The organism is Billgrantia antri (genome assembly GCF_017868935.1).
In the GTDB taxonomy this organism is placed as follows: domain Bacteria; phylum Pseudomonadota; class Gammaproteobacteria; order Pseudomonadales; family Halomonadaceae; genus Halomonas; species Halomonas antri.
On record NZ_CP053383.1, the window covers coordinates 4,125,779 to 4,140,523 of the forward strand.

At 65.2% G+C, this 14,745-nt stretch carries 13 protein-coding genes; 7 read left to right on the forward strand and 6 right to left on the reverse strand.

What is annotated here, in order from left to right; all coding sequences use genetic code 11:
* Positions 1–23: 23 nt before the first annotated feature.
* The 4 genes from HNO53_RS19190 to HNO53_RS19205 form a co-directional block, all read right to left on the reverse strand.
* Positions 24–1,313 (reverse strand): TRAP transporter large permease, encoded by a 1,290-nt coding sequence (locus tag HNO53_RS19190; protein WP_209474357.1) that lies wholly within the window; start codon positions 1,311–1,313, stop codon positions 24–26.
* Positions 1,303–1,830 carry a TRAP transporter small permease gene (locus HNO53_RS19195; protein WP_209474359.1) on the reverse strand — a complete coding sequence of 176 codons (528 nt, stop codon included), beginning with the start codon at positions 1,828–1,830 and terminating at the stop codon, positions 1,303–1,305. The genes HNO53_RS19190 and HNO53_RS19195 overlap by 11 nt, the downstream gene beginning before the upstream one ends.
* Before the next feature lie 3 nt (positions 1,831–1,833).
* Positions 1,834–2,862 carry a TRAP transporter substrate-binding protein gene (locus HNO53_RS19200; RefSeq protein WP_209474360.1) on the reverse strand — a complete coding sequence of 343 codons (1,029 nt, stop codon included), beginning with the start codon at positions 2,860–2,862 and terminating at the stop codon, positions 1,834–1,836.
* A 238-nt stretch (positions 2,863–3,100) separates the two neighbouring features.
* Positions 3,101–3,778: a GntR family transcriptional regulator gene (locus HNO53_RS19205; protein WP_209474362.1), complete on the reverse strand. Its 678-nt coding sequence runs from the start codon at positions 3,776–3,778 to the stop codon at positions 3,101–3,103.
* A 194-nt stretch (positions 3,779–3,972) separates the two neighbouring features.
* Between HNO53_RS19205 and HNO53_RS19210 the strand changes: the two genes are divergently transcribed.
* Genes HNO53_RS19210 through HNO53_RS19220 form a run of 3 tightly spaced genes read left to right on the forward strand, consistent with a single transcriptional unit; the run spans position 3,973 to position 7,086 of the window.
* Positions 3,973–5,055 carry an aromatic ring-hydroxylating dioxygenase subunit alpha gene (locus tag HNO53_RS19210; RefSeq protein ID WP_209474364.1) on the forward strand — a complete coding sequence of 361 codons (1,083 nt, stop codon included), beginning with the start codon at positions 3,973–3,975 and terminating at the stop codon, positions 5,053–5,055.
* The gene (locus tag HNO53_RS19215; RefSeq protein WP_209474366.1) at positions 5,052–6,020 is read left to right on the forward strand and encodes a PDR/VanB family oxidoreductase; all 969 of its coding nucleotides are present in this window, start codon (positions 5,052–5,054) and stop codon (positions 6,018–6,020) included. Before HNO53_RS19210 ends, HNO53_RS19215 begins: the two co-directional genes overlap by 4 nt.
* A gap of 43 nt (positions 6,021–6,063) precedes the next feature.
* Complete coding sequence (locus HNO53_RS19220) at positions 6,064–7,086, forward strand: TRAP transporter substrate-binding protein (protein ID WP_209474368.1); 1,023 nt, start codon at positions 6,064–6,066, stop codon at positions 7,084–7,086.
* 66 nt (positions 7,087–7,152) lie between these two features.
* On the opposite strand, the gene HNO53_RS19225 is transcribed toward HNO53_RS19220, so the two are convergent.
* Positions 7,153–8,412: a benzoate/H(+) symporter BenE family transporter gene (locus HNO53_RS19225; protein WP_209474369.1), complete on the reverse strand. Its 1,260-nt coding sequence runs from the start codon at positions 8,410–8,412 to the stop codon at positions 7,153–7,155.
* Positions 8,413–8,480: 68 nt separating this feature from the next.
* Complete coding sequence (gene salA / locus HNO53_RS19230; RefSeq protein WP_209474371.1) at positions 8,481–9,785, reverse strand: salicylate 1-monooxygenase; 1,305 nt, start codon at positions 9,783–9,785, stop codon at positions 8,481–8,483.
* 206 nt (positions 9,786–9,991) lie between these two features.
* Here salA and HNO53_RS19235 point away from each other — a divergent pair, with 206 nt between their 5' ends.
* The 4 genes from HNO53_RS19235 (at position 9,992) to HNO53_RS19250 (ending at position 14,623) form a co-directional block, all read left to right on the forward strand.
* Positions 9,992–10,897, forward strand: a complete 906-nt coding sequence (locus HNO53_RS19235; protein WP_209474373.1) for a LysR substrate-binding domain-containing protein — start codon at positions 9,992–9,994, stop codon at positions 10,895–10,897.
* 202 nt (positions 10,898–11,099) lie between these two features.
* A complete protein-coding gene (locus HNO53_RS19240) occupies positions 11,100–11,870 on the forward strand; it encodes a crotonase/enoyl-CoA hydratase family protein (protein ID WP_209474374.1) in 771 nt (256 codons plus the stop codon).
* 10 nt (positions 11,871–11,880) lie between these two features.
* Positions 11,881–12,666, forward strand: a complete 786-nt coding sequence (locus HNO53_RS19245) for an SDR family NAD(P)-dependent oxidoreductase (RefSeq protein ID WP_209474376.1) — start codon at positions 11,881–11,883, stop codon at positions 12,664–12,666.
* Positions 12,667–12,838: 172 nt separating this feature from the next.
* Positions 12,839–14,623 carry an acyl-CoA dehydrogenase gene (locus tag HNO53_RS19250; protein WP_209474378.1) on the forward strand — a complete coding sequence of 595 codons (1,785 nt, stop codon included), beginning with the start codon at positions 12,839–12,841 and terminating at the stop codon, positions 14,621–14,623.
* Positions 14,624–14,745 lie beyond the last annotated feature (122 nt).

A 14,745-nucleotide genomic window follows, 5' to 3' on the forward strand; every position in this document is an offset into this window, starting at 1 on the left:
GGCACTGCGTCGTTGCGTCGAACTTAGAGCAGGAACAGCGTGGTCAGTACCGGGAAGGCCACCAGCAGCGCCAGGCGCACGAAGTCCGAGACGATGAAAGGTGCCACGCCGCGGAAGATCTCGCCCAGCCCCACATGGGGCGCCATCGCCTTGATCACGAAGACGTTCATGCCCACCGGCGGGGTGATAAGCCCGAGCTCCACGGTCAGCACCGTCACGATGCCAAACCATACCGGATCGATCCCCAGCGACTGGATGATGGGGTACACCACAGGCACCGTGATCACCAGCATGGCGATGGAGTCCATGAACATCCCCAGCACGAAGTAGAGCAGCAGGATGCACAGCACCACCACCATCGGGGCCAGGTCCGCGCCGTAGAGGAAGTCGCTGATCGAGAACGAGATCCGCGACACCGAGATGAAGTAGCCCAGCGTCTCGGCCCCTACCAGCATGAAGAACACCACCGCGGAGAGCGCCAGGGTCTCCTGCACGCTATGCCATAGCCCGCTCCAGCGCATGCCCTTGAACAGGGCATAGAGCAGCGTGGCGAAAGCCCCGACACTAGCCCCCTCGGTGGGAGTGAAGGCGCCGAAGTAGATGCCCAGGATCATCACCAGGAACACGGCGAAGAAGGGCACCAGCCCGCCCATCGACAGCAGCTTCTCCTTCCATGGCGTGGGCTCTCCCGCCACAGCAAGGGAGGGGCGCAGGCGCATCACGACGCTGACCGTGAGCGCATACATCACCAGCCCCATCAGCCCCGGCACCAGGCCGGCCATGAACATGTCGCCCACCGATTGCTCAGTGAGGATGGCGTAGATCAGCAGCGCGATGGAGGGCGGGATCATGATGCCGAGCGTGCCGCCGGCGGCCAGCGCCCCGGTAGCCAGGCCGCGGTTGTAGCCGTAGCGCTCCATCTCCGGCAGCGCCACGCGGGTCATGGTGCTGGCAGTGGCCAGCGACGAACCGGAGATCGCCGAGAAGACCCCGCATGAGCCAATGGCAGAAATCGCCAGCCCCCCTTTCCACCCGCCGCAGATGCTGCGTGCAGATTCAAACAGTTTGCCGGCCATGCCGGAGTGCGCCGCCAGCACGCCCATCAGGATGAACATGGGCACGGCGCTGAAGCTGTAGTTGGAGAGCACTTCCACCGGCACCGTCTTGACCTGGGCGATGGCTGCATCCCAACTGATCACTTGGGCGAAGCCCACCACCCCGACCGTCAGCATGGTCAGTGCCACGGGCACGCGCAGCACCATCAGCACCAGCAGCATGCCCAGCCCGATGGCGCCGATCATTTCACTCCCCATGGGAGACCTCCTGTTCGCTGCCGAACACTGCACCAAGCAGCGCATGGATCAGGCTGCGCAGGCCCAGCAGCAGGCTGAGCAGCGCGGCCGCCTGGTAGATGGGCCCCATGGGCAGACGCAGGTCCTGGGTGACCTCACCGTGGCGGGTCGCCGCCGTGGCCGAGTCGAGCAGGCCGATGAAGAGCACCAGCCCCAGCGCGGCGAAGCCCAGCAGATAGAAACCGTGCAGGCGATGCTTGATGGCAGGGGCGAGGCCATGGGAGAAGGCTTCCACCACCACTTGGCTCTTCTCTACGTTGGCCGCCATGGCCGCCAGCAGCGAACACAGCATCAGGTAGCTCACCAGTTCCACGCTGCCGGTTACGCGCAGGGCAATGGCTCCTTCGGTCAGACGGTAGAGATAACGTGTGCCGACATCGGCGATGGTCACCGTCAGCAGCGCCAGCAAGGCGATGCCGGCGACGACACGACAAACGAGGGCCAGCCAGTGGCTGGCCCGTTCGAGGAACGCCTGCATGGCTTACCCCTGATCTTCCGCACAGGACTCGCTGGCGGCAAGCGCGGCCTCGTAGACCTCTCGCGCCGGAAGACCACGCTCCTCGACCTGGGTGAGGTAGCTCTCGATCCCCAGCTCCAGCGGCGCCTGCCAGTCCGGGTTTTCCAGCGGGTTCTCGATCTCACGGATGGTGTGGCCGGCGTCCCTGGCTTCCTGCTTGCCCTCGACGTCGAGCCGGTCGAACACGGCGCCGGCATTCTCGGCCCACTTCATGCCGGAGTTGGCATCGATTACCGCCTGCTGCTCGGGGCTGAGCCGGTCGTAGCTGTTCTGGCTCATGGTGGCGACGAAGATCAGCGTGTAGAACGGCACTTCGGTGTGATAGTTGACCAGCTCGTTGATACGGAAGCCCTTGAGGCCCTCCCACGGGAAGCTCAGGCCATCGACGACGCCACGCTGCATGGCGGTGTAGATTTCCGGCGCCGGCATACCCACCGGGTTGGCGCCCATGGCCTCGAGCATCTCGCCGGCCACGGCAGTGGGGCGGCGAATGCGCAGTCCCTCGAGGTCGGACGGCACTTGAACGTCGGTATCGATGGTGTGGATTCCGCCCGGCCCGGTGGTGAACATGAACAGCGGCCGCGTATCGGCATACTCCTCGTCGAGATGGCCGTCGTCGTAGAGCGTCTGCAGCACGCAGGCGCCCTGGGTCGCATTGGTCGCCACGCCGGGCAGCTCGACGATCTGCGACAGCGGGAAGCGGCCGGCGGTGTAGCCCTGTGCCGTGGCACCGATATCGGCGATGCCGTTGCCTACCGCCTCGTAGATGGCGTCGGGCTTGGCCAGGGTACCGGAAGGGAACATCTCCACGCGCAGCTCGCCGCCGGACTCCTCCTCGATGGTGTCGGCCCAAGCCTCGAAGATGTCCTGGTTGATGCCCGAGGCACCCGGCCAGAAGTGGGCCATGCGCAGGGTAGTCGCGGCCTGGGCGGAAGCGGTGGTGATGGCAGCGATGGAGGCTGCCAGCAGGCAGCGGGACAGGACACGGTTCATGGGTGCCTCCAGGAGATCGTTGTAATGAACATATCGATTGTTCGCTATACGAATTTACGTTCGTATTATCGGCTAAACTACCTCACTACCGACGACCTCGTTAATCGACTTTAGTCGATGTCGTCAGGATTTTTTCCCATCGCGCACATTTGCTGGCAAAAACCCACGGCTTACCAGGATTTTCGGCTCGCTTTCTTGGACTTTTCGCTGCTCACGGCACCCGGTCACCTGGGCGGATTTACCCACCCAGGCCGAACAACTCCCCATAGCGCAGGCCAATGAAAGCATGCTCGCGCATCAGCATCTCGGCCCGGGCGCCCTCGCCGTGGCGCAGCGCCTGCACCACCAGTTCATGCTGCACCTGGGCCAGCTGCAGCTTGCGGTATTCGCGATCCAGCGCCTCGCTGTCGATGACGATGGAGTCCGCCGCGGCGAAGGGCAGATGATTGTTGCGCGCGATGGCATCGCCGATCACCGGGCTGCCGGAGGAGCCGACGATGGTCTCGTGGAAATGCCGATTGAGCTCGCTCCACACGTCGACGTCGCGCTCTTCGAGGTAGCCCTTGGCCAGCAGCTCCCGCCCCTTTTGGATCCAAACTTCCAGTTTGGCATCCAGCGCCGGTGAAAGTCCCTGCTCGGCCAGACGCCGGGACGCCAACCCCTCCAGCACCCCGCGAACCTCCACCGCACAGAGCACGTCTGCTTCGGTGAACTCCCGCACCATGAAGCCTCGCTTGCCTGCCCTCTGCAGCAACCCCTCCTGCTCAAGGGTACGAAAGGCCAGGCGCACCGGCGTCCGCGAGACCCCCAACTGTTCGGAAACCGCCACCTCGCCGAGGCGCTCGCCCGGCTGGTAGGCCCCCTCGCCGATCAGCTTGCGCAACCGACTCACCACGCTCTTGTCGCTGTTACTCACCCGATCTCCTTGATGCCCTTGCACATTCTTGTTGATTCGGACTTGGATCCAACTAAAGCATAAGTTGACCTATTATACGGCATGAAGCTCTACTTTGGATCCAAACATAACGTTCCTGACCGTAGACATTCCTGACATAGAGGGTAGCGCCGCTCCATGCCACGACATGAGCCAATACCCCAAAGGAGAGAGCCGTGACGCATCAAGCCCCCCATTCCCACGCCCCCTATCCCAAGAATGCCTGGTACGTCGCCTGCACCCCGGACGAGATCGAGGAGAAACCGCTGGGGCGTACCATCTGCAACGAGCCGATCGTCTTCTTTCGTGGCGACGAAGGCCGCGTGGCCGCAGTGGAAGACTTCTGCCCCCACCGCGGAGCCCCGCTGTCGCTGGGCTTCGTACGCGACGGCAAGCTGGTGTGCGGCTACCACGGCCTGGAAATGGGCTGCAACGGCAAGTGCGCCAGCATGCCGGGCCAGCGGGTGCGTGGCTTCCCGAGCATCCGCGCCTACCCGGTGGAGGAGCGTCACGGCTTCGTGTGGCTCTGGCCGGGCGATCCGGACAAGGCCGACCCGAACCTGATCCCCGAGCTGCACTGGGCCAATAGCCCCGACTGGGCCTATGGCGGCGGGCTCTACCACGTCCGCTGCGAATATCGCCTGATGATTGATAATCTCATGGACCTGACTCATGAGACCTATGTGCACGCCTCCAGCATCGGCCAGCCGGAGATCGAGGAGGCCGCCCCCGAGACTTCCGTCAATGGCGAGGAAGTCATTACCAGCCGACACATGGAAAATATCCCGGCCCCTCCCTTCTGGCAGGCAGCCCTGCGCGGCTGTGGCCTGGCCGACGACGTGCCGGTGGATCGCTGGCAGATCTGCCGCTTCACCCCGCCGAGCCACGTGCACATAGACGTGGGCGTGGCCCATGCCGGCAACGGCGGCTATGACGCCCCGGCGGAGGTCAAGGCATCGAGCATCGTGGTCGATTTCATCACTCCCGAGACCGACACCTCGATCTGGTACTTCTGGGGCATGGCGCGCAACTTCAAGCCCGAGGACGCCGAACTCACCGCCAAGATCCGCGAAGGCCAGGGCAAGATCTTCGCCGAGGACCTGGAGATGCTCGAGGCCCAGCAGCGCAACCTGCTGCGCTATCCCGACCGCCAGCTGCTCAAGCTCAACATCGACGGCGGCGGCGTTCAGGCGAGGCGCATCATCGACCGCATCCTCGTCGAGGAGCAGGAAGCCGATAAAGCGGGGGCCACGGCATGAGCGGCACGCCCCTCTCGCTGATCGTCGAGGTCAAGGCGCGTCACGACGAAGCCCGGGATATCGCCACCTTCGAGCTTGCCGACCCCCACGGCCGGCCGCTGCCGGCTTTCAGCGCCGGGGCGCATGTCGATGTGCAGATCAAGCCGGGGCTCATCAGGCAATACTCGCTGTGCAACCATCCCGAAGAGCGCGACCGCTACCTGATCGGCGTACTGCGCGACCCGACCTCGCGCGGAGGCTCGGTGGCGATGCACGAGGAGATTCAGGTGGGCGACTTGATCCAGATCAGCGCACCCAAGAATCACTTCCCGCTGGAGCACGCCAAGCGCACCCTGCTGTTCGCCGGCGGCATCGGCGTGACGCCGATCCTGTGCATGGCCGAACGCCTGGCGCACACCGACGCCGACTTCGAGATGCACTACTGCACGCGCGCCGCCGAGCGCACGGCGTTTCTCGAGCGCATTCGCCAGGGAACCTTCGCCGAGCGCGTTCATTTTCACTTCGATGACGGCGAGCCCGAACAGAAGCTCGACTTGGAGCCCCTGGTCGGCACCCCCGACCCCGGGACCCAGATCTATATCTGCGGCCCGAAGGGCTTTATCGACTTCGTGCTGGCGACCTGCAAGGCCCATGGCTGGGCTAGCCATCAGCTGCACACCGAGTACTTCGCCGGCGCCGTGGCCGACACCAGCGACGACGGCAGCTTCGAGGTCAAGATTGCCAGCAGCGGCGCCAGCTTCACCGTGCCCGCCGACAAGACGGTGCACCAGGTGCTCGCCGAGAACGGCATCGAGATCATGGTCTCCTGCGAACAGGGGGTCTGCGGTACTTGCCTGACCCGGGTGCTCGAGGGCGAGCCCGACCACCGTGACCTCTACCTGGACGACGACGAGCACGCCGCCAACGACCAGTTCACCCCCTGTTGCTCACGAGCCAAAAGCAAGGTCTTGGTGCTGGACCTCTGACCAGCCCCCCTCACTACTCCATAACGACAAGAGGAACACCCCCATGACACCCAGCAAGACCGTGAACCGAATCGCCCTATCCAGTGCGCTGGCCGCCGCTCTTCTGGCCACACCGGCCCTGGCCGAGGCCACTACCCTGCGCATCGCCCACGTCTGGCCCGGCGGCTCACTGATCGACCGCGAGCTGTTCCAGGCCTGGGCGGAGAGCGTCGAAGCGACCTCGGATGGCCGTCTGAAAGTTGAAGTCTATCCCAGCCAGACCCTGGCAAAGTCCGACAAGACCTACGAAAGCGTCGTCACCGGCGTCGCCGACATCGGGGCCTCGGCGCAGGGCTACAACGCCGGGCGCTTTCCGCTGACCCAGGTGGCCGAACTTCCCGGCGTCTCGGCCAGCAGCCGCCAGGGCTCGTGTATTCTGCAGTCGCTCCAAGAACAGGGGCACTTCGAAGAGGAATACGCCGATACCCGGCCGCTGTTCCTGTTCACCACCGGCCCCGGCTACCTGCATACCAAGGAGCGCCTGATCGAGACCCCTCAGGACCTGGAAGGACTGCGCCTGCGCCGCCCTACGCCGGTGGTCGGCGACATGTTCAACCGCCTTGGCGCCCAGGCCGTGGGCATGCCGGCCCCGGATGTCTTCACCGCCATGCAGCGTGGCGTGGTGGACGGCCTGAGCTTCAACTGGGAGGGCATGAAGACCTTCCACCTCAACGAGCTGGCCAGCTACCACACCGAGGTGCCGCTTTACGACCTGTCGCTGTTCGTCACCATGAGCCAGCGCACCTATGACGGCCTGCCCGAGGACCTGCAGCAGGTGATCGACGACCACAGCGGCATGGAGTGGTCGCTGCGCGCCGCTGCCGTCTACGACGAGCTGATCCGCCAGGGACGCGAGGACGCCGAGGAAGCCGGCCACGAATTCCTGGTCATCGAGGATGCCCTCGACCACCCCGACTGGGGCCCGGTGCTGCAGCAAACCATCGACGGCTATCTGGAGGAAGTCGGCGGCGAGGCCGGTGAGATCTACGAGGCCGCCATGGCTCTGCGGGAGGAGTGTACTGCCTGACAGCGCTCGCCAAACCTCCCCCCCGACGGCGGCCCTCGGGCCGCCGTCGGTGTTCTTGGCGAAGCTTCAGCCAGCCTTCTTGCTCAATGACACCTTGCCGGTCACCAACCGGGCAGTGCCGAACCCAAAATCCCGCGTCTCGAAGAGCAGCGAGACGAACACCCCCAGCACCAACGCCCAGAAGGATGCGCCGATGCCCAGGATCTGCAGACCGGAAGTTGCGATCAGGAAGGCGAATATTCCCCCCATCTCGTGCTTGCCCGAGAACGTTACCTGCATCGCCGAGGTGATGACCCGGACCAGGGCCAGGCCGGCGATGATGGCGATGAAGTAGCCCGGCATGGCCTGGATCAGGCTGACCATGAAGCCGTAGAAGGGGGCGCCCAGCATGAAGACTGCCCCGGTGATCACCGCCGCCACCCAGCGCTTATCGTGATCGCCGGCCTCGGGAGAGGCGCAGATACCCGTTGCCGGGGCCGCAATACAGGTGCTGTGCAGGTTGAAGAAGGCCGAGATCATGGTACCGATGCCACCCACAGTGGTGATGGCGTTGGCCGGCACCGCCTTGTAGCCCATGCCCTTGACCAGGCCCACCCCGGCCGGCGTCTCCATACCCACCAGGATCAGCGCCAGCGGCAGACCATAGGCCAGGAAGGCCTGCAGGGTGAACTCGGGCACGATGAACTCGGGGAAGGTCACCGAGAACGCCACCCCGGAGAAGTCGACGCCGGAATAGGCCATGTAGGCGATACCGGCCAGCATGGCCACGATCAGCGGCGGTACCCTACGAAGCAGCCGCGCCGAGATGAAGAAGGCCAGGATCATGATGGCCGCCGGCAACATGGCACTCTCCAGCGGCGCCACCATGTTGAGCCCGAACTTGAGCAGGATGCCAGCGACCATGCCCATCACGATCGGCATGGGGATCAGCTTCATCACGATGCCCATCACCCCGGCCAATCCGGCCACCAGGGAGATGGCACCGGCGATGAGGGTCGCCCCCAGGGCCGCTTCCAGCCCGACCACTGGAATCACCGCCGCGAACAGCAGCGCGCCGGGAATGGAGTTGGCCATGGGCAACGGCAATCGGTAGTAGGCCGGCACGACCAGACCGAACAGGCCGTTGATCAGCAGGTAGCTGACGACCCAAATCAAGAGGAAGTGGGAATCAAGACCGGCAGCAGTGCCAGCGCTGATATGAATAATGCCGGCACTGAGGCCGAATATCCCGGCAACGAGTCCGGCGCTGAGATTGTCGATATTGAGATCACGCAAGAAGTCTCGAGGTGCGGTCCGAAGGCCCACCCCCTTCTCGATATGTGTCATGGTGTGCTCCAGGGGTTGTTATCGTTGTCTTCAGGGGTTTGGGATTAACCTCCCATGTCAGCGCGGGGTCAGGCCGTTGCGAAAGAGTCCGCCGACTCCCACCCCAAGCGCACTCTGGCCGCAGCCACGTCATTCCGTAGGTCATGGTTCCAGAGCCAGTCGAAACGGGTCTCCAGATCGGCGGCGAGCCGTGCCTCGTCAGCGCCAATTCCCGGCGCGCTGTACTCGTAGAGGTCCCCTGCTTCATGAGAGGTACGCTGTACCCTGCAGGCGCGCGCGTGGCGGACCGCCTCGAAGGCAGCCAGTGCTTGCTGGGCGTTTTGCCGGGTACAGGAGGTATCGGTCAGCAGGCTGGCCAGCACGTAGGCGTCCTCCAACGCCTGGCCGGCTCCCGCGCCCTGGTGGGGCACCATGGCATGGGCCGCATCCCCCACGATCAGCACCCGACCGCGGTGATAGAAGGGCAGCTCCGGCAGCTCATGCAGGGCCCAGCGGGTCGGCTCGGGAATGCAGCCCAGGATGGCCCGGGAAGCGGCGCTCCAATCGGCAAAGACCTCCAGCAACTCCTGCTGGGCCACGGCCTTGACCCACTCCTCGCCCTCGGGCAGCCGGGGATTGGGGGTGGAGCGATCGGTGATGAAGGCCACCACGTTGATCAGCTCGGACTGCTTGACCGGGAAGGTCAGGATGTGACGGTCGGGGCCCAGGTACATCTGCGGCACCAGCGCCAGCCGCCGGTCGGCTCCCCTGGCCTCCATGGCCGCCTCCAGTTGCCCGGTGGGGATCATGCCGCGATAGGCATAGGTGCCGCTCCAGAAGGGGCCGAGGTCACCGTACTGCTCGGGGGGTAGCACATGGTCACGCATCGCCGACTTGATGCCATCGAAGCCGATAAGGATGTCGCAGCGATGGCGGCTGCCATCCTCGAAGTCCACCTCGACGCCGTCGTCATCCTGCCTGACCTCGACACAGCGCTTGCCGAAGCGGGCGATGCCCTCGGGCAGATTGGCGACGATGGCGTCCAGGAAGTCGGCGCGGTGCACCGAGGACTGCCCGCAGCCCGGCGCCAGGGAAGCGGTCAGGTAGGCGTCGTCGCGGCCGCGCCGCCATTCGAACCAGACATCCTCGAAGGGAGCCGGGGAGGAGTCGGCGATGCGGCGATACGCACTCTCCAGACCGAGCAGGGAGATGGCCCGCACGGCGTTGGGTCCGAAGGAGACGCCGGCACCGATCTCGGAGAACTGCGGTGCGGCCTCGAAGAGCTGGACGTCGAGGCCGGCATCCCGCGACAGGGCCACGGCGAAGGCCACACCGCCGATGCCGCCGCCGACGATGCCGATGGAAAGGCGTTTTGGTTGGAGGTTGGATACCATGGTCGTGCTCCCGTGAAGTGGCCGGAGGATGTGTCCTTACGCTAGGCACACCCCTCGCTGGGGACCACACAGCACCCTGCATTCACTGCATAAGCACGACTAATAAGCCGGTAAAACAAGAATCTGGATGATTCCGATCCTTCGAGCCTCGACCTTTGTCCAATGCCACGAACGGCCGGAAGACACCCGCTGACGACGAGAACGCCATGATCAAGCTGTCGGAGATCGACGTGAACCTGCTGGTGGTCTTCGACCTCCTCTACCAGGAGCAGAACACCCAGCGCGTGGCGCTACGCCTCGGGCTCACCCAGCCCGCGGTCAGTCACGCCCTGAAACGGCTGCGCACCCTGCTCGGCGACGAGCTCTTCGAGCGTACCTCCAAGGGCCTGATGCCGACACCATTGGCCTCCCGCCTGCATCCGCCCATCGCCGAGGCCCTGGCCCGGCTGCAGGAGACCCTCAACCGGCCGGACGACTTCGACCCGGCGGTGAGCGAGCGCACCTTCAACATCGCCATGACCGACATCGGCGAGATCGTTTTCCTGCCTCGCCTGCTCCAGCGCCTGGCCCGGGAGGCGCCGGGCATCGCCCTGAACACGGTACGCAGCCAGAACGAGGACCTGAAGCGCGAGATGGAGGACGGACGAATCGACCTGGCCATCGGCCTGATTCCGCAGCTCGGCGCCGGCTTCTACCAGCAGGGGCTCTTCGTGCAGCGCTATGTCTGCCTGATGAGAGCCGACCATCCCCTGGCAGCGGGAGAGTTCGACCTGGACGCCTTCGCCGCCGCCCAGCATGCCGTGGTGGTGGCCCGGGGCACCGGCCATGGCATCGTGGAGGAGCAGTTGGCCCGGTCCCGCATCACCCGGCCGGTCAGGCTCGAGCTGCCCCACTTCGCCGCCGTGCCCTATATCGTCAGCAGCACCGACCTGGTGGTGACGGTCACCGACAAGCTGGCCGAGGTGACCCGGGAGCGGTTCCGGCTGGCGATGCGCGAGCACCCCGTGCCCTTCCCCGAGATTCCGATCAACCTCTTCTGGCACAGGCGCTTCCATCAGGATGCCGGCAACCGCTGGCTGCGCGGTATGGTCTTCGAGATGTTCGCCGAGTGACGGTGGCCCTATAGCACTACGGCGGCGGCCCTCGGGCCGCCGTTTTCGTTACGCCCCACGCCGAAGTCCGCACTAGACCAAAGACGTAACAGAGCAAGAATGACCCGTCGGGGATGGTGCTGTAGTCTTTATACTGTTTATAATCACAACAGTATCTGTGGACAACAAGCGCTCAGCCTGACGAACCACTGCCGAGGCCCCCATGACCGAAACTCTCGTCAAGAAGTCTATGGATGACAGCATCTACACCATCACGCTGGCACGACCGGAGAAACGTAACGCCGTCAGCGATCGCCTGCTCAGCGCTTTGGAAGAGGCACTGACCGCCACCCCTGAAAATGCCCGGGTCATCGTTCTTGCTGCCGAGGGCAAGCACTTCTGCGCCGGGCTCGACCTGGCCGAACACCAGCACCGTGAGCCCTTTGGCGTGGTAAAGCACTCCCGCAGTTGGCATCGCATCTTCGATCGGTTGCAGAACGGCGGCATTCCGGTGGTCAGCGCCATGCAGGGTGCCGTCATCGGCGGCGGCCTGGAGCTTGCCACCGCCACTCATGTGCGAGTCGCCGAGACCAGTACCGTCTATCAACTCCCCGAGGGGCGCCACGGCATCTTCGTCGGTGGCGGCGCCTCGGTGCGGGTGGCCAACATCATCGGTCCCGGCCGCATGTGCGAAATGATGCTCACCGGCCGGGTCATGGCGGCGGACGAGGGCCAGCGACTCGGCCTCTCCCACTATGTGGTCGGCGAGGGCGAGAGCCTCGACAAGGCGCGCCAGTTGGCGGCCCGCATCGCCGAGAACGCCCCCATGGCCAACTGGGCCATGGTCTCCGCCATCTCGCGTATCGACAACATGGCCAGCGACGACGGCCTGTTCGTCGAGTCGCTGACCGCCGCGCTGACCCAGACCAGCCCCGAGGTCGCCGAACGTATCGGGGATTTTTTCAAGAAGAAAGGCCAGGGCCCACGTACCTGAGGAGGACATCATGAAATTTCAGGACAACACGTTCATCGTTTCCGGCGGCGCCTCGGGGCTGGGAGAAGCCACCGCGCGTGCCTTGCACGATGCCGGCGCCAACCTCGTGATCGTCGATCTCAATGCCGAGCGCGGCGAGGCGCTGGCAGGCGAGCTGAACGCCAGGAGCGCCACCGATCGCGCGCTGTTCCAGCGTACCGACGTCACCCGTGAGGCTGATGCCGAAGCCGCGGTAGCACTGGCCGTGGACGCCTTCGGCGGCCTGCAAGGGCTGGTCAACTGCGCCGGGGTCGGCGATCCCGCCAAGGTGGTCGACCGTCACGGCGAACCGCTAGCGCTGGAGGCTTTCTCGCGCATCATCAACATCAACCTGCTGGGCAGCTTCAACATGCTGCGCCTGGCCGCCGCGGCCATGGCCAAGGGCGAGCCTCAGGCCGACGGCGAGCGCGGGGTGATCATCAATACCGCTTCCGTAGCCGCCTTCGACGGCCAGATTGGCCAGCCCGCCTATGCGGCCTCCAAGGGCGGCATCGTCGCCATGACCCTGCCCATCGCCCGGGAGTTGGCGCGCCATGGCATCCGCGTGATGACCATTGCCCCGGGGCTGTTCCGGACCCCGCTGATGGAAGCCCTGCCGGAGGAAGCGCAGCAATCGCTGGCGGCTTCCATTCCCTTTCCCAGCCGCCTTGGCAAGCCCGACGAATTTGCGCGCCTGGCCTGCCATATCGTCGACAACCCCATGCTCAACGGCGAGACCATTCGCTTGGATGGCGCTATCCGCATGGCCCCTCGGTAAGGAAACCTGATTTATTACTGCGCCCGATATCCTGGCCGCTGGCGGTGCTAGCAATCCTCATTGAGCAATCAGTCAACTCCGGATGCTGCGCTCCGGCAGCGGCCAGCCTCTCTTCGCTCGCGACATAAATCCGCGTTCCCTTTTTCACAAAACGAGATACGGAAAGGGCATCATGCTTGATTACCAAGCGCCGCTGCGCGATATGCAGTTCATCCTCGAGGAGCTGGCCGGTCTCGAGCGGATCGGCAAGCTGCCCGAATGCGAGGATGCCTCGCCGGATCTGGTCAACGCCGTGCTGGAGGAGGCCGGCAAGTTTGCCTCCGGCGTGCTCGCTCCGCTCAACCCGGTCGGCGATCAGCAGGGCTGTCGCCTGGAAGGCGAGCGAGTGGTCGCGCCCGAGGGCTGGCAGGCGGCCTACGACCAGTTCCGCGAGGCCGGCTGGATCGGCCTTTCCCTGCCCGCGGAGCACGGCGGCCAGGGACTGCCCAAGCTGGTCTCCACCCCGGTGTGGGAGATGTGGTTCTCGGCCAACATGGCCTTCGCCATGCTGCCCCAGCTCAACGTCGGCCAGACCGAAGCGCTGACCATCGCCGCCAGCGAGGAACAGAAGGCCACCTGGCTGGACAAGATCGTCAGCGGCGAGTGGGCGGCCACCATGAACCTCACCGAGCCCCAGGCCGGCTCCGACCTGGCCGCCACGCGCATGCGCGCCGAGCCCACGGAAGACGGCGCGTTTCGCTTGTATGGGCAAAAGATCTTTATCTCCTACGGCGAGCACGAGCTCACCCCCAACATCGTGCATCTGGTACTCGCCCGGCTGCCCGACGCCCCGCCCGGGGTGAAGGGGCTGTCGCTATTCCTGGTGCCCAAGTACCTGCTCGACGAGCGGGGCGAGCCGGGGCAGCGCAACGATATCCGCTGCATCGCCATCGAGCACAAGATGGGCATCCACGGCAGCCCCACCTGCACCCTCAGCTACGGCGACGATGGGGGCGCGCTGGGCTATCTGGTGGGCGAACCGCACCAGGGCCTGGCCACCATGTTCGTGATGATGAACGATGCCCGCTTCAGCGTCGGGGTGCAGGGCGTGGCCCTCGGCGAGCGCGCCTATCAGGCCGCACTCGCCTACGCCCGCGAACGCGTCCAGGGTCGCGACATCGTCAGCGGTGAGAGCGGCAGGCCGATCCTCGTCCACCCCGACGTCAAGCGCATGCTGGTCTCGATGCGCGCCCGGCTGATGGCCATGCGCGGCCTGCTCTACAGCGCCGCCGGCTGGTTCGATATCGCCCGCCACCACCCCGACGCCGAGGTCGCCGACAAGCACCGGCGCTACGTCGATCTGCTGATGCCGGTGGCCAAGGGCTGGTGCACCGAGGTCGGCAACGACCTCTGCGACGAGGCCATCCAGGTGTTCGGCGGCATGGGCTTCGTCGAGGAGACCGGCGTCGCCCAGCTGTTCCGCGATGCCCGCGTCATCACCATCTACGAGGGCACCACCGGCATCCAGGCCAACGACCTGCTGGGGCGCAAGATCCTGCGCGAAGACGGCACCACCCTGCGCGAACTGATCGGTGATATTCGCGAGACCGCCGTCCGGCTCCGTGCCCATGAGCGACTCGGCGACCTGGCGGGGGCACTCGACGACCAGGCCACCCTGCTCGACGAAAGTGTCGACTGGCTGCTCGTCCACCAGGCCGACACCGCTGTGCTCTTCGCCGGCGCCGTGCCGCTACTGCATCTGCTGGGCACCGCCTGCGGTGCCTGGCAGATGGCGCGCCTGGCGCTGGCCGCCGAGGCCCGGCATGAGCAAAGAGAGGGTGACGCCGAGTACTTGCTGAGCCTGATAGAACTGGCCCGCTTCTACCTGGCCACCCAGGCCCCTCACGCTCATGCCTACGGCCATACCCTGCGCCATGCCGGCGCGGTGCTGAGCCATTTTCCCGAGCAGGGATTCTAAACCTGCGCGAACGAGACACACACAGATCGGGCCGCCACCGCTGCTGCTCTCGCTCCCAGGCAACGTTCAGATAAACACGACCTACCCTACCGGCTTGCCTGATGACCGACAGGCTGCCCAGA